The sequence below is a fragment of the Streptomyces sp. NPDC127595 genome (genome assembly GCF_042671685.1).
Lineage (GTDB): Bacteria > Actinomycetota > Actinomycetes > Streptomycetales > Streptomycetaceae > Streptomyces.
Genome location: NZ_JBHXWK010000006.1, coordinates 342523 through 359321 on the forward strand (window position 1 = coordinate 342523; position 16799 = coordinate 359321).

A 16799-nucleotide genomic window follows, 5' to 3' on the forward strand; every position below is an offset into this window, starting at 1 on the left:
GCTGTCCGCGTCGGCCGACAACGATCTGAAGATCGTGATCGTCGGTGGTTTCGGCGTCGGGAAGTCCACGCTGGTCCGCTCCGTGAGCGAGATCCGTCCCCTCAACACCGAGGAGACGATGACCCGGGCGGGCGAGGCGATCGACGACATCAGCGAGGTGCGCGACAAGTCCGCGACCACCGTCGCCTTCGACTTCGGGCGCATCACGCTCGACGACCGCAACGTGCTGTATCTGTTCGGCGCGCCGGGTCAGGAGCGGTTCTGGTTCCTATGGGACGGGCTGTTCTCCGGGACGCTCGGCGCGGTCGTCCTCGTCGACACCCGGCGCATCGACGACTCCTGGTACGCCATCGACCGCCTGGAGCACCACGGCACGCCGTTCATCGTGGCCTGCAACGACTTCGGCGGCCACCCGCACACCCCCGCCCAGGTCCGCGAGGCCCTCGACCTCGACCCGCACATCCCGCTGGTCGACTGCGACGCCCGCTCCCGGGAGTCCGGCAAGCGGGTCCTCATCACGCTGGTCGAGCACATCCAGAGCCTGTACGCCGCCGGAAGCGTGCCCGGAGCCTTCGGGAGCACGTCCGGAGCCTTCGCAGGCGTGCCCGGAGCCTACGCAAACGTGCCCGAAGCCTACGCAAGCGCGCCCGGAGCCTTCGCAAGCGCGCCGGGAGCTTTCGCAAGCGCGCCGGGAGCTTTCGCAAGCGCGCCGGGAGCTTTCGGCGAAACCTCCCTCAAATCACCGGAGTTGGCCCTGTGACCTCCGCCTCCGTGCCCCTCAGCGGGGCCCGGTTCCAGACCGAACCCGCCGAGCTGTACCGGGAGTTGCGGCGCGAGCACGGCGCCGTGGTGCCCGTCTCGCTCGACGGCGGCATACCGGCCTGGCTGGTGCTCGGCTACCGCGAACTGCACCAGGTCACCGGCGATCCCGTGCTGTTCAGCCGGGACTCCGGCCTGTGGAGCCAGTGGCCGGGCATACCGGACGACTGGCCGATGCTGCCGGTGATCGGCCGCAAGCAGCCCTCCATCCTGTACACGGTCGGCGAACGCCACCGTGTGCGCGCCGCGTTGATCAGCGACGCCCTGGAAGCCGTCGACCCCTTCGAACTGCGCAGCCACGCCGAGAAGGTCGCCGACGAACTCATCGACGCGGTGAGCGCCAAGGGCGAGACGGACCTCATCGGGAGCTACGCGGCCCTGCTGCCCGTCCGCGTCCTCGCCACGCTCTACGGCTTCACGGACGATCAGGGACCGCGCCTGGTCACCGCCCTCAACGCCATGATGAACGGCTCGGAGGACGCACTGTCGGGGCAGCAGCATCTGGCCTCGGCCATGGGGCAGTTGCTCGCCGACCGGAAGTCGGCGCCCGCCGACGACGTGGTCAGCCGCATGCTGGCGACGACGCTCGCCCAGGAGGCCGCGGCCGAAGGCTCGGGCTCCGGCTCCGGCTCCGGATCGGGATCGGGATCGGGCTTCACGGACGAGGAGATCGTCCAGGACCTGATGGTCATGATGGCCGCGGGCCACCAGCCGACCGCCGACTGGATCGGCAACTCGCTGCGCCTGATGCTCACGGACGACCGGTTCGCGGCCTCGCTGTTCGGCGGCCGGCACAGCGTCGCCGAGGCCATGAACGAGGTCCTGTGGGAGGACACCCCCTCGCAGAACATCGCCGGCCGCTGGGCCTCCCGCGACACCCAGCTCGGCGGCCGCCGTATCCGCTCCGGCGACCTGCTCATCCTCGGTCTCCAGGGCGCGAACTCCGACCCGCAGGTCCGCACCGACGGCTCCGCTCTCACCGGCGGCAACAGCGCCCACTTCTCCTTCGGTCACGGCGAGCACCGCTGTCCGTTCCCGGCGCAGGAGATCGCGGAGGTCATCGCGCGGACCGGGATCGAGGTCGTACTGGACCGGCTGCCGGACATCGATCTGGCCGTGCCCGCCGAGTCACTGACCCGGCGGCCCTCCCCGTGGCTCCGGGGCCTGACCGAACTACCCGTGCGCTTCACTCCCACCCGGCCCCTTGGCGGGACCTCCGCCTGACCACCGCCCTTGATTTCGCCCCCTCCGCCCCTGCCCGTCCCTTGCTTCCTGGGGGCTGCCGCCCCCAGACCCCCGCCATCGCGCTGAACGCGCTCGTCCTCAAACGCCGGACGGGCCGAAACCAGTGCAGCGCGGGCGGAGGGGGCGTCTCACCCGACGGACGAGGTTTCGCCCGCGTTTCCGGAAGCCGCTAGGCTCGCGGGCGTGGCTGATATCGAGATCCCCGCTGACATCAAGCCCGCCGACGGTCGATTCGGCGCGGGCCCCTCCAAGGTACGTACGGAGGCGCTGGACGCCCTCGCGGCGACCGGCAGTTCTCTGCTCGGTACGTCCCACCGCCAGGCCCCGGTCAAGAACCTGGTCGGCAAGGTGCGCGAGGGCGTGAGCGAGCTGTTCTCGCTCCCCGAGGGCTACGAGGTCGTCCTCGGCAACGGCGGCTCCACCGCGTTCTGGGACATCGCGACCCACGGCCTCATCGAGAACAAGTCGCAGCACCTCACCTTCGGTGAGTTCAGCTCCAAGTTCGCGAAGGCGGCCAAGCTCGCCCCGTGGCTGGCCGAGCCGACCGTGATCTCCAGCGACCCGGGCACGCACCCCGAGGCGGCGGCCGAGGCGGGCGTGGACGTATACGCCTTCACCCACAACGAGACCTCCACCGGTGTCGCGGCCCCCGTCAAGCGCGTGGCCGGCGCCGACGACGGCTCACTCGTCCTGGTGGACGCCACCTCCGGCGCCGGCGGCCTCCCCGTAGACATCGCCGAGACCGACGTCTACTACTTCGCCCCGCAGAAGTCCTTCGCCTCCGACGGCGGCCTGTGGATCGGCGTCTTCTCCCCGGCCGCGGTCGAGCGCGCCGAGCGGATCCACGCGAGCGGACGCCACGTCCCGGAGTTCTTCTCGCTCCCCACGGCGATCGACAACTCCCGCAAGAACCAGACGTACAACACCCCGGCCCTCGCCACCCTCTTCCTGCTCAACGAGCAGCTCGAGTGGATCAACGGCCAGGGCGGACTGGCGTGGTCCACGGCCCGCACCAAGGACTCCTCGACCCGCCTCTACACCTGGGCGGAGAACAGCAAGTACGCCACCCCGTTCGTCACCGACGCGGCCAAGCGTTCCCAGGTCATCGGCACGATCGACTTCGCGGACGAGATCGACGCCGCCGCCGTCGCCAAGGTGCTGCGCGCCAACGGCATCGTCGACACCGAGCCCTACCGCAAGCTCGGCCGCAACCAGCTCCGCGTCGCGATGTTCCCGGCCATCGACCCGGCGGACGTCGAGGCCCTGACGAAGTGCATCGACTACGTGATCGAGAAGCTGTAGCCGTTTCTACGATGACAGGGGCGCCCGGCACGTGAATCGTGCCGGGCGCCCCTCTCCACGTATGAAGGCCTCGTCAGTGGCTGAGCTTCCTGAACCTGCGCACCGCGAGCGGCAGGAAGACCAGCGTCAGGATCACCGGCCACACCCCCGCCATCAGCAGGGCGTGCTGTTCGACCCACGAGTCCCCGCTGCCCACCGGCGTGCCGAACAGCTCGCGCGTGGCAGCCGCCGTGGACGAGATCGGGTTCCAGGCCGCCACGAAACCGAGCCAGTCCGGCATGAGCTGCGGCGCGACGAAGATGCTGGAGATCATCGTCAGCGGGAAGGCGACCGCGAACAACCCGCCCGCCGCCTCCGGGTTGGGCACCATCAGCCCGAGCCACACGCCGAGCCAGATCAGCGCGAAGCGCAGCCAGAGCAGCAGCGCGAAGGCCGCCAGGAAGGCGAGTCCGCCGTCGGGACGCCAGCCCATCGCGAACGCGGTGAGCATCAGGATCGTCAACTCCGCGCAGGCGACGACCAGATCGGTGACCCCGCGCCCGGCGACCACGGCGGACGGCGCCATCGGCATCGAACGGAACCGGTCGATGACGCCCTTGGTGGAGTCGTAGACCACGACGGTCGCGGTGTTGATGAAGCCGAAGGCCATCGTCATCACGAACATGCCCGGCATCAGGAAGTCCTTGTAGTCCCCGCCCCCGGGCACCTTCATCGCGCTGCCGAAGACATAGCCGTACAGCAGCACGGAGAGAATCGGGAAGCCCAACTGCCAGACGATGTTGACGGGTTGGCGCTGGTAGTGGGTCAGCCCGCGCCGGACGACGTTCCAGCAGTCGACCAGCGCCCAGTACGTACGACCACGACCGCTCGGTCCACTCATGTCCAGCGCGCTCATACCGCCGCCTCCTTCGTGCTCGCGTCCGTCTCCGTGCGGTGTCCGGTCAGGCGCAGGAAGACGTCGTCGAGGCTCGGCCTGCGCAGCCCGATGTCCTCGACCGCGACGCCCTCGTCCTGGAGGGTCCGCGCCACGTCGGTGAGCGCGGCCACCCGGTCGGTCACCGGCGCGTGGACGCGGAGTTCGGTGTCGTGCGACTCCGGTTCGCCGTCCGCGACCCGGGCCACGACCTTCACCACCCTTGGGATGTCGGCGCGTTCGCTCACCACGACCTCGATACGGTCACCGCCGACCGTGTCCTTCAGCCCGTCCGGTGTGTCGTCCGCGATGGCCCGGCCCTGGTCGATCACCGTGATGCGCGAGGCGAGCTTGTCGGCCTCCTCCAGGTACTGCGTGGTCAGCAGCACGGTCGTGCCGCCGGTCACCAACGCCCGTACGGAATCCCAGACTTCACCCCGGCCGCGCGGGTCCAGCCCGGTTGTCGGCTCGTCCAGGAACAGCACGCTCGGGGTGAGGATCATCGACGCGGCGAGGTCGAGCCTGCGCCGCATGCCGCCGCTGTACTTCCCGACTCCCCGGTCGGCGGCCTCGACAAGGTCGAACTGCTCAAGCAGCTCCGCCGCCCGCAGCCGCGCCCCGCGTCCGCCCAGATGGAACAGCCTGCCGAACATCTCCAGGTTCTGCCGCCCGGTGAGCACCTCGTCCACGGCGGCGTACTGCCCCGTCAGCCCGATCCGCGCCCGCACCTCCCGCGGCTGCCGGGCCACGTCCAGGCCGGCCACCGTCGCGCTCCCGCCGTCGAGGCGCAGGAGCGTGGAGAGGATACGGACGGCGGTGGTCTTGCCCGCGCCGTTCGGCCCGAGCAGGCCGTGCACCGTCCCTTCCCGCACCGCCAGATCGAAGCCGTCGAGCGCTCGCTTGTCTCCGTACCGCTTCTCCAGTCCCTCGGCCCGTACCGCGTAACCGTCGCTCATGGGTCCCCTTCCCCTTAACTGAGTACACCGTACCCGATTGCGCGTACATCGTACCCAGTTTTTTCCCGCGGAACTAAGCTGCACCCATGACGAGCAGCACGGAGACCAGCGGCAGCGGTGACATCAGGCGCACCCTCGAACTGCTGTGGGACACCGGCAAGCGCCCCAGCCGCGGCCCCAAGCCGGGCCTGACGCTGGAGGGGATCGTGGAGGCGGCGATCCAGGTCGCGGACGCCGACGGTCTTGAGGCGGTCTCGATGCGCCGGGTCGCCACCGAGCTCGGCACCGGCGCGATGTCCCTCTACCGCTACGTCCCCGGCAAGGGAGAGCTGCTCGACCTGATGCTGGACCGCGTCCAGCGCCCCTCCGAAAACCCTGCCGACCTCGGCGACGGCAGCTGGCGCTCGGCTCTGGAAGCCCTGGGCCGCGCGACCCTCGCCCTCTACCGGCGCCACCCCTGGCTGCTCCAGGTCAACCAGTCACGCCCGATCCTCGGCCCGAGCGCCCTCGACGGCATGGAGAAGATGCTCTCCCGCATCAAACCGATGGGCCTGTCCGATCCCGAGCTGGTCTCGGCGATCATCATGATCGACGGGTACGTCGTCGGGGCCGCCCGCACGCAGGTGTACCAGGAGGAGGCGGAGCGCAGAACCGGCCTGACGGACGCCGAGTTCTGGCAGGCCCACATGCCCGTCTTCGAGAAGGTCATGGCCGACGGCAACCACCCCTTCCTCGCCGCGCTCAGCGAGGACGCCTTCGGCCCCGACTTCGACCACTTCGAGTTCGGCCTCCAGCGCATCCTCGACGGACTCGAGACGTTCGTCGCCCGGCGGGGCGAAGGCTGACGGACCGAGCCTGCCGATGGGGGAGCCGGCCGGCAGGTGACCGCTCTCCGGCTACGACCGCCGCAGCAACCGCTTGAACCCAAGGACTACAACCAGCCCGATGGCAAGGGCAAGAGCGCCGACCTTGAACCCATTGCTGTCGCCGCCCTGAGCCGCTGAACTCCCGCTCCCGGAAGGCGACTTGGTTGCCTCCCCCGCGCCCCCGGGGGCATCCTCCGCCACGACCGAACTCCCGGCACCTTCGCTGCCGAGCATGATCTTGGTCCCGTCGGTCGTGTAGCTCACGGACTCCCCCTGCCCGAGGGGCACACTGATCCGCTCCAGCTTCTTGATCTTCCCGTCGTTCCAGTCGTACGCGATCCCGCCGAAGTAGCCGCGTACGGCGAGCCGCGTGCCGTCCGGGGAGAAGGCGGCGTCGGTGGCCCACAGATCGACGGCGACGACGGGCTTGAAGACGTTCGTCCCGGAGGCGGAGAGCTTGGCGGGGCCCTCGTACAGGTGCCCGCCGTCCTCCTGCTTGTCGATGATGTAGACCCGCCCGGTCTTGGGGTGCACGAGGAGCGACTCGGCGTCGCGGGGACCGTCGGAGTACTTCACGACGTACTGCGTGGCGCGGATCGTCTGGTCCTTGAGCTCCTTGGGCTCGGGGAGCTGATAGACCCACACGTAGTCCCAGACGACACCGTCGTTGTCGCCGATGTCACCGACGTAGATCTGGTTGTCCGGGCCGATCTGAATGGCCTCGACGTCGCGCGGGGTGCCCACGCCGGTCATGGTGATCGTCGCGACGGTCTCGCCGGTGCGGCTGTCGACGGCGTAGAGGTAGGCGCCGGTGTCCTGGTCGTTGTGGGTCCAGTAGATCCCGGGATGCTGCCGGGAGGCGGCAAGCCCGCTGGACTCGGTAATACGAGGATCCTTGATCGTGAACCCCTCGTCACCGTCGGCGGCGATGGCGGGCGCGGCGAGCGCACCCATGAGAAGAACCCCGGCAAGAAAGGCGAGCGGTCGGCGCATGCCCCAAGCCTGCCATCCCGGACAGGCGTTCACATCGGCCTTCATGACCGGCAGGCCGGCCCGTCACGGGGCGTGTCCAGCCTCACACCCCCACCACCCATGCCACCCGTACCGATCGTTCATGATGAGCGAATGCTCAGGTTCATGCCCGTCGGCGACTCGATGACGATCGGAAGCGCCGGCGAACACACATGGCGTTACCGGATGTGGCAGCACCTGCGCGAGGCGTACGCGGGCCCGTTCCGGATCGTCGGCCCGCGCGAGACGCTCTACGACAAGGCGACGGAGTCCCCCGACTCGTACGAGTACGCGGATCCGGACTTCCCGCGCGCCCACCTCGCGGGCTGGGGCGAGGGCTGGCTGCACATGACCCCGCTGATCCGCGAGGCGGTCCGCTCACAGCGCGCCGACATCCTGCTGGTCTCCCTGGGCCTGATCGACCTGGGCTTCTACACGAACGCGGCGCAGACGGCGGACAACGCCCGCGCCTTCATCGCGGAGGCCCGCGCCGCGAACCCGCGCATCCGCATGGTCGTACTCCCGGTGACCCCGAACGTCCGAGCCGAGTCCGACGCGACCTTCGCCGCCGAGGTAGCCGCCTTCAACGAACTCCTCGCCAAGACCGTCGCCGACCTCGACGAACCCCGCTCCCCCCTCCTCCTGACGTCGCCCCCCTCCCCGTACGACGTCAACCTCGACACCTACGACGGCACGCACCCCAACGAGAGCGGCGAACACCGCATCGCGGAGGTCTTCGCGGAGGCGATGTACCAGGCCTGGGACCTGGGCGAGCCCTACTTGGCCTGACCGGTCACCCCAGACCCCGGCCGACCCGGCGCACCCCCACGGCGCCGCAACGATTGGCAGATCCGTCCCACCGCACATCCCCCCATCCCCCGCCCCACACGGGCTCCAGCGCCCCACCCCTGGTACAAATCTGCCAATCCCCGCACCACCCACCGCCAGCCACCCCCCACCCACCGCTCGCCGCTCGCCGCTCGCCGCTGAGCCGGCCCGGCGTGCCGGCGAGGCGCGGCCGCGCTCCACGCACCCCGGGCAACTCCCCACCCACAGCACCTCAAGCCCACCTCGGGGACCCCTCACCCCCAGGCCGCCCGCTCGCTTCTCTCCCGTGCTGGAGCGGGCCGAGTCAAGGGTGGAGCGCAGCGCAATCGGCGCAGCCGACGCGCAGCGCAGCGGAGCGCCCTTTACTCGGACCGCGCAAGCACGACACTGACCAAGAAGCGGGCGGCCCCACGGTCACCTGACGACGCCGGCCACCCGTCCCACCACCTCCCGCATCAACTCCAGCCCCACAAAGGGAACTTCAGCCGTGGGCGTCGACCGCCAGTCCAGCGGCCAGGTCATACCGGTGAGCGCCGGTACGCCGACGTACGCGAGCCCTCTGTCACCGCGGGTCAGCGCGCGTACGCCGGGTGGCCATGCGTACGGGGACACGGTTTGCGGGGGCAACAGGAAGTAGTGGTTCCGCTCACCGGTGAGTTCGCGGACGATCGGGCCCGCGTCGAAGTCCGTACGGAGCATCAACTCCGAGGCGACGCGCTCGGCGAGAGGTGCGGCGATGCGTACGGCGTCGAAATGGATGCCCGCGTGGCGCAGGGCGTGGCCGGTGGCGGGGATCCAGGAGTGGACGTCCGGAGGGAAGGGTTTCGCATTCATGCCGCAAATGCTTCCGTGCGGTCACATACTGTGACCAGGGGTTCGCAAGGGTGGTGCGGGGTTGTGTACTTGGGGAGGTCGCTGTGCACGCGGGTGATCAACGGTCGGGGAACCTGGAGATGTTCGGCTCGTTGCTGCGGTTCTTCCGCGAGCGGGCGGGGGTGACTCAGGAGGCGCTGGCCAAGTACGTGGGGTACTCCAAGTCCCAAGTGGCCATGGTGGAGCGGGGAGAACGGGCACCGAAGGGGCAGCTCGTCCAGATCGCGGACGAGAAGCTGGGTGCACAAGGTGCACTTCTCACCGCGGCGCGGAAGTTGAAGGCCAGCCGATTTCCATCGTGGTTCGAGGACTACGCGGAGTTGGAGGCGAAGGCAACGGCGATCTACATGTACGCCAACCACCTGATCCCCGGTCTCCTCCAGACCGAGGTGTACGGCCGCGCGACCTTCGAGGTGCACTGTCCGCCATTGGAGGACGACGAGATCGAGGCCCGGCTTGCCGCGCGCCTCGACCGGCAACAGGTACTCACGCGCAAACCTGCGCCGATCGTGGGCTTCGTGCTGGAGGAGCACGTCCTCAGGCGCCCTCTCGGAGGCTCGCAGGCCCTCAGGGAGCAGTTGGGACACATCCTGGAGATCGGGCAACGACGCAACATTGCGATCCAGGTGATCCCAACTGCCCGACAAATCCACGCCGGGCTGGACGGTCCGATGATTCTGTTGGAGGCGGAGGAACCCGAACGGATCGCCTACGTCGAAGGACCAAGCAATGGCTACTTCGTCAGCGAACAGCCAGACCTGGGCAACATGTTCGCGCGATATGGCATTCTGCGGGCGCAGGCCCTCAACCCCGAGGAGTCTGCGGAGTTGATCAGCGAGGTGGCAGGCAGACTATGAGCGCGGACCTCAACTGGTTCAAGAGCAGCTACAGCAGCGGCCAGGGCGGCGAGTGCGTAGAAGTAGCCCTCCAGTGGACCAAGTCCACCTACAGCGGCAGCCAGGGCGGCGAATGCCTGGAGATAGCCACCACCCCCACCACCATCCACATCCGCGACTCCAAAACCCCCGTCTCCCCCACCCTCACCGTCACCCCCACCACCTGGACCACCTTCCTCGCCACCCTCGACTGAAAAGCGCCGTAGCCAGTCACCGTGCGTATCGTTGTACCGCGCGGCTGCGCTCGATCGAGTTGCGGCCGGGGAGGAGCGCCACGATGACCGTCCTTGAAGACAGGATCGAGATGGCCGAGAGCAGCGGCGAACTCACACTCGACATGATGTTCGAGTGGCTGGAGAGGATGCCCGTCCCCGAGGGATACAGGGTCGAGATCGTCGGGGGGAACATCTTCATGTCGCCGCAGCGGGACGTCCACTGGGAGATCATCCGCTGGATCGTACGGGCGCTGGAAGACACCTTCGGCATGAGCCTGAAGGTCTTCTCGGACGTGCGCATTGATTTTCCCGGCCATCTGAACGGCTTCGCCCCGGACGTTGCAAAGCTGCGTGACGGCTCGGAGAAGAATTCCGAAGGACGTTGGCGCTACGAGGACGTCGAGTTCGTCGCCGAGGTCATCTCCAAGAAGACGGCCACCAACGACTACGGCCCGAAGAAGAGCGCGTACGCACTGGCCGAGGTCCCCGTCTACCTCATCGCCGACCCCTACCAGGGCAGGTGCTACGTCTACACCCTGCCCAAGGACGGCGACTACGCGACCGAGACGAAGGTCTACTTCGGAGACGACGTGAACCTCACCGTCGACGACCGCGACCTCACCCTCAAAACCGAAGACTTCCCCCGCGACTGACTTCACCCCACCCCGCCAGCCACCCTTGCCTAGAGCGCACTCCACGTCGTTGGCTTAGCAGCCATGAAGTACACGCAGCTCGGACGCACAGGACTCAAGGTCAGCCGGCTCGTCCTCGGCACCATGAACTTCGGCCCGCTGACCGGCGAGGCCGACAGCCACGCGATCATGGACGCGGCGCTGGACGCGGGAATCAACTACTTCGACACCGCGAACGTGTACGGCTGGGGCGACAACAAGGGCCGTACGGAAGAGATCATCGGGAGCTGGTTCGCCCAGGGCGGCGAGCGGCGCGACAAGACCGTGCTCGCCACCAAGGTGTACGGGAACATGGCCGCCGACGGCGACGCCTGGCCCAACCACGACAAGCTCTCCGCCCTGAACATCCGGCGGGCGGTGGACGCCAGCCTGAAGCGGCTCCAGACCGACTACATCGACATCTACCAGTTCCACCACATCGACCGCGACACTCCCTTCGAGGAGATCTGGCAGGCGATCGACACCCTCATCCAGCAGGGCAAGATCCTCTACGTCGGGTCCAGCAACTTCCCCGGCTACAAGATCGCCCAGGCCAACGAGATCGCGGCGCGGCGCGGCGGCACCATCGGGCTCGTCAGCGAGCAGTGCCTCTACAACCTCGCCGAGCGACGCGCCGAGATGGAGGTCATCCCGGCCGCGCAGGAGTACGGGCTCGGGGTCATCCCCTGGTCGCCGCTGCAGGGCGGACTGCTCGGCGGGGTCATCAAGAAGGAGATCCAGGGCGGACGCCGGGCGAGCGGACGCGCCGCCGACACCCTCGCCAACCCGACCTCACGCGCGCAGATCCAGTCGTACGAGGACCTGTTGGAGAAGCACGGCCTGGAGCCCGGCGAGGCCGCCCTGGCCTGGCTGCTGACCCGTCCGGGCGTCACGGGCCCCATCGTCGGCCCGCGCACCGCCGAACAGCTCGAGTCCGCGCTGCGCGCCGTCGAGCTGGAGCTGAGCGAGGAACTGCTGACCTCGCTCGACGAGATCTTCCCAGGCCCGGGTCCGTCCCCGGAGGCCTTCGCCTGGTAGCCCGTGAGGGCAACCGCGCCACGCAGGGGGCGGCGGATCGGTTACTGCCCGACCGCCGCCGCCAGCGCCACCACGACGAACATCAGCACGAGCACTCCGGCCATGATCCGGTTACGAGTCTTTGGGTCCACGGGTTCGAGGTTATCGGGCCGCGGCAGGACAGCCTCAGGCGCCTGCCCCGAGCGGCCACCGCGCGACCGTCTCGTAGCGGGGCTGCTCCCCCGGCACCCCCGACTTCGGCAGCTCGCTGCGTACGAGGCACAGCTCCCGCACCGTCCACTCCCGCCCGGCGAAGGCGTCCAGGGCGGTGACGTACGCCTCGAAGTCGGTGTCGGAGCGGCTGCGGGCCAGCGTGAGGTGGGGCCGGTAGCGGCGGTGGTCCTCCATCGGTATGCCCGCCTTCCTGGCCGCCGCCTCCGCACGGTCGGCGAGGAGGCGCAGCGTGCGGACGTCACCCGACGCCCCCGCCCACAGCACCCGCCCGCCGAAGTGGCCGCCGCCGCGCAGGGCGAGAGGGAACGGCGCGGTGCGGTGGGCCGCGCGCGCCAGCCGCTCCGAGAGATCCGGTACGACGGCCTCGGCCACCTCACCGTAGAACGCGACCGTGAAGTGCCAACCCGGCCGGCCCGTCCAGCGCAGCCCGTCCGAACCCGGCAACCGCCGCACCCCATCCGCACCCGGCAGCCGCCGCAACTCGTCCACCACCGAGCCGAGTTCACTCGCCCCGCCCTCGGGTGGCAGCACGGCCGCGAAGAGTCTCATGACGTCACTCTTCCAGCTTCGAGGGAATGGATCATCCGGCGGCCCTCCCCTACGGGGCCCGTCACACCGCCGCGGTCAGCGGCTCCGGCTGGTCCTGCTGCTCGCGCTGCTCCTTCGGTACGAAGCGGACGTGGGGATGGCCGCGGTTCCAGCCGAGGGAGAGGCGGAGGCCGCCGAGGCGGGCCAGGACCAGGCCGATGGTGACGGCGGAGAGCGTCGAGATGAGGCCGCCGAGGGCGAAGCCGATGCGCGGACCGTAGGCGTCGGTGACCCAGCCGACGAGGGGCGCCCCAAGGGGCGTACCGCCCATGAAGACCATCATGAACAGGGCCATGACGCGGCCGCGCATGGCGGGGTCGGTGGCCATCTGGACCGAGGTGTTCGCGGTGACGTTGACCGTCAGGCCGAAGACGCCGATCGGGACCATGAGGAGGGCGAAGAGCCAGAGTGAGGGGGCCGCGGACGCCACGACCTCCAGGACACCGAAGGCCGCCGCCGCGGCGATCAGGACGCGCAGCCGGGCCGTGCCGCGGCGGGCCGCGAGCAGGGCACCGGCCAGGGAGCCGGCCGCCATCAGGATGTTGAACAGGCTGTACGCACCGGCGCCCGCGTGGAAGATGTCGTCCGCGTACGCCGAGAGCCAGACCGGGAAGTTGAAGCCGAAGGTGCCGATGAAGCCGACGAGGACGATCGGCCAGAGCAGCTCGGGGCGGCCGGCGACGTAATGGAGTCCCTCGCGGAGCTGGCCCTTGGCACGCGGGGCGCGCTTGACGGCGTGCAGTTCGCGGTTGCGCATCAGCAGCAGGCCCGCGACGGGCGCCACGAAGGACAGGCCGTTGAAGAGGAACGCCCAGCCGGTGCCCACGCCCGTGATCAGCACACCCGCGACGGCGGGGCCGACCAGGCGGGCGGACTGGAAGTTGGCGGAGTTCAGGCTGACCGCGTTCTGCAGCTGGTCGGGGCCGACCATCTCGGTGACGAAGGACTGGCGGGCCGGGTTGTCGACGACCGTGACGAGGCCGGCGACGAAGGCGGCGAGGTAGACCTGCCACACCTGGACGTTGCCGGAGAGCGTGAGGAAGGCGAGCACAAGGCCGGTGACGCCCATGGCCGCCTGGGTGGCGAGCAGGGTGGGGCGCTTGCGCAGGCGGTCGACGAGGACGCCTCCGTACAGCCCGAAGAGCAGCATCGGCAGGAACTGCAGTGCGGTGGTGATACCGACCGCGGCGGACGAGCCGGTCAGGCTCAGCACCAGCCAGTCCTGGGCGATGCGCTGCATCCAGGTGCCGGTGTTGGAGACGACCTGGCCCATGAAGAACAGGCGGTAGTTACGGACCTTCAGCGAGCTGAACATCGACGAGCGGGTGTGGGGGGCGGGCGGGGAGTCGTGGGTGGCTGGTGCGGGTGCGGAGTCTGCTCCGGGTCCCGAACTCAAAAGGGCTCGCCTCCTAGGCGTGGGGATACACGGACGGCTGGCGTCGTCCTGGGACGGTGCGGACATCGTCGTGCCGTCACCGCTGCGTTGCTTGCATCAGATCTGCGCGAGCTTCTCCAGTACAGGAGCGGCCGCACGGAGCTTGGCCCACTCGTCCTCGTCGAGGCCTGCGGCGAGGCCGGCCAGCCACGCGTTCCGCTTGCGGCGGGCCTCTTCGAGCATGGCCTCGGCCTTGTCGGTCTGCGTGACGACCTTCTGTCGCCGGTCATCGGGGTGCGGCTCCAGCCTGACCAGTCCCTTGGCTTCGAGCAGCGCGACGATGCGGGTCATCGACGGGGGCTGCACATGCTCTTTGCGGGCGAGTTCACCCGGTGTGGCGTTGCCACAGCGGGCGAGGGTGCCGAGCACCGAGATCTCGGTGGGGCTCAGCGACTCGTCGACCCGTTGGTGCTTGAGTCGGCGCGACAACCGCATGACTGCGGAGCGGAGGGAGTTCACGGCGGCAGCATCGTCGCCATGGGCAAGGTCAGACATGTTCCTTAGCATAACTCATTACTCTCTCTAAAGACCACCGCGGTGCCCGCGAAACCGGAAACTGAATCTTTACGTCACTCATATGAGTGAGCCAGATCCGGAAAGTGACCCCTCACCCCACCGGGGAACGCGACCCTCGACTCCATGGGGACCAGCGTGCTCAGCCTGCGGATAGACGGGGAGCTGCTCAACCGGCTCCGACACCACGCCGCCAAACGCGGAATGAGCGTCCAGGACTATGTGGTCCGGACGCTCATTCGCGACGACTTCGACGAGCGGTTCCAGACCGCGGTCGAGGAGACGGAGAAGTTCTACGACGGGGTCACGTGAGCCCCGACGCCAAAGGCTCAGGTCAGACCGAGCGCCGGCATCAGGTAGTAGAACCCGAACACCGCCGCCACCACGTACATCGCGACCGGGATGTCACGGCCCCGTCCCGCCACCAGGCGCAGCACCACGAAGGTGATGAAGCCCATGCCGATGCCGTTCGTGATCGAGTAGGTGAACGGCATCATCACCATCGTGATGAAGGCCGGGATGGCGATCGTGTAGTCCGCCCAGTCGATCTCCCTGATCGACCCCGCCAGGATCATGAAGCCGACCGCGAGCAGCGCGGGGGTGGCCGCCTGGGACGGGACCATGGTGGCGACGGGGGTCAGGAAGAGCGCGACGGCGAAGAGCGCACCGGTGACGACGTTGGCGAAGCCGGTGCGGGCGCCCTCGCCGACGCCGGCCGTCGACTCCACGAAGCAGGTGGTGGCCGAGGAGGAGGTGGCGCCGCCCGCGGCGACCGCGATGCCGTCGACGAAGAGGACCTTGTTGATGCCGGGCATGTTGCCCTGGGCGTCGGTCAGTCTGGCCTCGTCGCTGACGCCCATGATCGTGCCCATCGCGTCGAAGAAGCACGACAGCAGCACGGTGAAGACGAAGAGGACGCCGGTCAGCACGCCGACCTTGCCGAAGCCGCCGAAGAGGCTGACCTTGCCGACGAGCCCGAAGTCGGGGGTCGCGACCGGGTTGCCGGGCCACTGCGGGGTGGTCAGACCCCAGGACGGCACAGTGGCGACGGCGTTGATGATCACCGCGAGGACGGTCATCGTGACGATCGAGATGAGGATCGCGCCGGACACCTTGCGCACCATCAGCGCGAGCGTGAGCAGCACACCGAGTACGAAGATCAGGACGGGCCAGCCGTTGAGGTGGCCGTCGCCGCCGAGCTGGAGTGGGACGGTGGTCTGCGCGATGTCCGGGATGCGTGAGACGAAGCCGGAGTCGACCAGGCCGATCAGCATGATGAACAGGCCGATACCGATCGAGATGGCCTTGCGCAGGCCCAGCGGCACGGCGTTCATCACGCGCTCACGCAGACCGGTGGCGACCAGGAGCATCACGACGAGGCCCGCGAGGACCACCATGCCCATGGCGTCCGGCCAGGACATCCGCGGGGCGAGCTGGAGCGCGACGACCGTGTTCACGCCCAGACCGGCGGCGAGCGCGATCGGCACGTTTCCGATGACGCCCATGAGGAGCGTGGTGAACGCCGCGGTCAGCGCGGTCGCGGTGACGAGCTGGCCGTTGTCGAGCTGGTGCCCGTACATGTCCTTCGCGCTGCCCAGGATGATCGGGTTCAGCACGATGATGTAGGCCATCGCGAAGAAGGTGGCGAAACCGCCGCGGATCTCGCGCGGCAGCGTGCTGCCCCGCTCGGAGATCTTGAAGTAGCGGTCCAGTGCGCCTTGCCCTGGCGAGGGCTCCGGCTGCTCCGGGGTGGGGGCCTTGGAGAGGGCCGAGGTGGACATGCGTGACCTCATACGTGAGGGGGCCTTACGGGGGCCGGTGGGCGCCGGGCGGGACGGCGCCGGGCTGGGAACTTGATCGAGTCCGGCCACCACTGTGGCCACCACGTGATCACCAGCAGGTTTCCTGGGCATTTCCATTGGTGTTTCGTACGAACAGAAAGAGCCAGACTCAGGCGGTTTCAGTATGAACATATGAGTCATAAATCGCCATCTCCGCGCGTAGACCCTTGGTATACAAGGACTTCCCACGCACCCACGAGGACCTGGACACGCTCTCGTAAGCTGTGCCCATGGCGAAGTGGACACCCAAGCACGAGGCGCCGGAGCCCCTGGAGGGGCCCGTCGTCGCCACCATCACCGGCCTCACGATTCTCTGGTTCGTCCTCTTCCTGGTGCAGCTGCCGTTCTACGGCTGGTTCGACGACCACGGGCACACCTGGTGGGTGTGGACCTGCCTGGCGGGCGCGGGTCTCGGACTGATCGGCATCTGGTACGTCCGCGGGCGCGAGGCGGCCATCAAGCGGGACGCGGCACTCCAGGGCGCCCCTGACTCCCCCGCGGAGTAACCAGCCCTCGCCTACAACCACGGCATCACTCACCGCCGCCCCCGTCCTCCCCTGGTCGGATCTTTCGGGC

The 16799-nt window shown here is 68.8% G+C and carries 18 protein-coding genes and 1 pseudogene; 11 read left to right on the forward strand and 8 right to left on the reverse strand.

Going from position 1 to position 16799, the window contains the following annotated elements; genetic code table 11:
• Position 1: 1 nt before the first annotated feature.
• The 3 genes and pseudogenes from ACFVKT_RS21420 to serC form a co-directional block, all read left to right on the forward strand.
• A pseudogene (locus ACFVKT_RS21420) lies at positions 2–550 on the forward strand (ATP/GTP-binding protein); the annotation flags it as partial.
• A gap of 206 nt (positions 551–756) precedes the next feature.
• Positions 757–2043: a cytochrome P450 gene (locus ACFVKT_RS21425; RefSeq protein WP_385733746.1), complete on the forward strand. Its 1287-nt coding sequence runs from the start codon at positions 757–759 to the stop codon at positions 2041–2043.
• A 204-nt stretch (positions 2044–2247) separates the two neighbouring features.
• Complete coding sequence (serC, locus tag ACFVKT_RS21430; protein WP_385733748.1) at positions 2248–3366, forward strand: phosphoserine transaminase; 1119 nt, start codon at positions 2248–2250, stop codon at positions 3364–3366.
• Positions 3367–3439: 73 nt separating this feature from the next.
• Here the strand turns inward: serC and ACFVKT_RS21435 are convergent, their stop codons facing one another.
• Positions 3440–4261: an ABC transporter permease gene (locus ACFVKT_RS21435; protein ID WP_385733750.1), complete on the reverse strand. Its 822-nt coding sequence runs from the start codon at positions 4259–4261 to the stop codon at positions 3440–3442.
• Positions 4258–5235, reverse strand: a complete 978-nt coding sequence (locus ACFVKT_RS21440; RefSeq protein ID WP_385733752.1) for an ATP-binding cassette domain-containing protein — start codon at positions 5233–5235, stop codon at positions 4258–4260. Before ACFVKT_RS21440 ends, ACFVKT_RS21435 begins: the two co-directional genes overlap by 4 nt.
• Positions 5236–5321: 86 nt before the next feature.
• On the opposite strand from ACFVKT_RS21440, the gene ACFVKT_RS21445 reads away from it, so the two are divergent.
• Positions 5322–6080, forward strand: coding sequence for a TetR/AcrR family transcriptional regulator (locus tag ACFVKT_RS21445; RefSeq protein ID WP_385733754.1), 759 nt, complete (start codon positions 5322–5324; stop codon positions 6078–6080).
• Between the two features lie 51 nt (positions 6081–6131).
• Here the strand turns inward: ACFVKT_RS21445 and ACFVKT_RS21450 are convergent, their stop codons facing one another.
• Positions 6132–7094 (reverse strand): WD40 repeat domain-containing protein, encoded by a 963-nt coding sequence (locus ACFVKT_RS21450; RefSeq protein ID WP_385733756.1) that lies wholly within the window; start codon positions 7092–7094, stop codon positions 6132–6134.
• 132 nt (positions 7095–7226) lie between these two features.
• Between ACFVKT_RS21450 and ACFVKT_RS21455 the strand changes: the two genes are divergently transcribed.
• Positions 7227–7901, forward strand: a complete 675-nt coding sequence (locus ACFVKT_RS21455) for an SGNH/GDSL hydrolase family protein (RefSeq protein WP_385733758.1) — start codon at positions 7227–7229, stop codon at positions 7899–7901.
• 453 nt (positions 7902–8354) lie between these two features.
• On the opposite strand, the gene ACFVKT_RS21460 is transcribed toward ACFVKT_RS21455, so the two are convergent.
• Entirely contained in the window at positions 8355–8774 is a 420-nt protein-coding gene (locus ACFVKT_RS21460) for a hypothetical protein (RefSeq protein ID WP_385733760.1), read from the reverse strand.
• 119 nt (positions 8775–8893) lie between these two features.
• Here ACFVKT_RS21460 and ACFVKT_RS21465 point away from each other — a divergent pair, with 119 nt between their 5' ends.
• The 4 genes from ACFVKT_RS21465 (at position 8894) to ACFVKT_RS21480 (ending at position 11633) form a co-directional block, all read left to right on the forward strand.
• Complete coding sequence (locus ACFVKT_RS21465) at positions 8894–9670, forward strand: helix-turn-helix domain-containing protein (RefSeq protein WP_385733762.1); 777 nt, start codon at positions 8894–8896, stop codon at positions 9668–9670.
• Positions 9667–9903, forward strand: a complete 237-nt coding sequence (locus tag ACFVKT_RS21470) for a DUF397 domain-containing protein (protein ID WP_385733764.1) — start codon at positions 9667–9669, stop codon at positions 9901–9903. The genes ACFVKT_RS21465 and ACFVKT_RS21470 overlap by 4 nt, the downstream gene beginning before the upstream one ends.
• 83 nt (positions 9904–9986) lie before the next feature.
• On the forward strand, positions 9987–10577 hold the full coding sequence (locus ACFVKT_RS21475) for a Uma2 family endonuclease (protein WP_385733765.1): 591 nt from the start codon (positions 9987–9989) through the stop codon (positions 10575–10577).
• 63 nt (positions 10578–10640) lie between these two features.
• The gene (locus tag ACFVKT_RS21480; RefSeq protein ID WP_385733767.1) at positions 10641–11633 is read left to right on the forward strand and encodes an aldo/keto reductase; all 993 of its coding nucleotides are present in this window, start codon (positions 10641–10643) and stop codon (positions 11631–11633) included.
• Positions 11634–11798: 165 nt separating this feature from the next.
• Here ACFVKT_RS21480 and thpR read toward each other — a convergent pair whose 3' ends face one another.
• The 3 genes from thpR to ACFVKT_RS21495 form a co-directional block, all read right to left on the reverse strand.
• Entirely contained in the window at positions 11799–12395 is a 597-nt protein-coding gene (gene thpR / locus ACFVKT_RS21485; RefSeq protein WP_385733768.1) for an RNA 2',3'-cyclic phosphodiesterase, read from the reverse strand.
• A gap of 61 nt (positions 12396–12456) precedes the next feature.
• Positions 12457–13749 carry an MFS transporter gene (locus tag ACFVKT_RS21490; protein ID WP_385733770.1) on the reverse strand — a complete coding sequence of 431 codons (1293 nt, stop codon included), beginning with the start codon at positions 13747–13749 and terminating at the stop codon, positions 12457–12459.
• 177 nt (positions 13750–13926) lie between these two features.
• On the reverse strand, positions 13927–14364 hold the full coding sequence (locus tag ACFVKT_RS21495) for a MarR family winged helix-turn-helix transcriptional regulator (protein ID WP_385733772.1): 438 nt from the start codon (positions 14362–14364) through the stop codon (positions 13927–13929).
• A gap of 144 nt (positions 14365–14508) precedes the next feature.
• On the opposite strand from ACFVKT_RS21495, the gene ACFVKT_RS21500 reads away from it, so the two are divergent.
• Positions 14509–14694 carry a ribbon-helix-helix protein, CopG family gene (locus ACFVKT_RS21500; RefSeq protein ID WP_385733774.1) on the forward strand — a complete coding sequence of 62 codons (186 nt, stop codon included), beginning with the start codon at positions 14509–14511 and terminating at the stop codon, positions 14692–14694.
• Between the two features lie 17 nt (positions 14695–14711).
• Here ACFVKT_RS21500 and ACFVKT_RS21505 read toward each other — a convergent pair whose 3' ends face one another.
• Positions 14712–16163: an NCS2 family permease gene (locus ACFVKT_RS21505; protein ID WP_385733776.1), complete on the reverse strand. Its 1452-nt coding sequence runs from the start codon at positions 16161–16163 to the stop codon at positions 14712–14714.
• 290 nt (positions 16164–16453) lie between these two features.
• On the opposite strand from ACFVKT_RS21505, the gene ACFVKT_RS21510 reads away from it, so the two are divergent.
• Entirely contained in the window at positions 16454–16729 is a 276-nt protein-coding gene (locus ACFVKT_RS21510; RefSeq protein WP_385733778.1) for a DUF2530 domain-containing protein, read from the forward strand.
• The last annotated feature ends 70 nt before the right edge of the window (positions 16730–16799 follow it).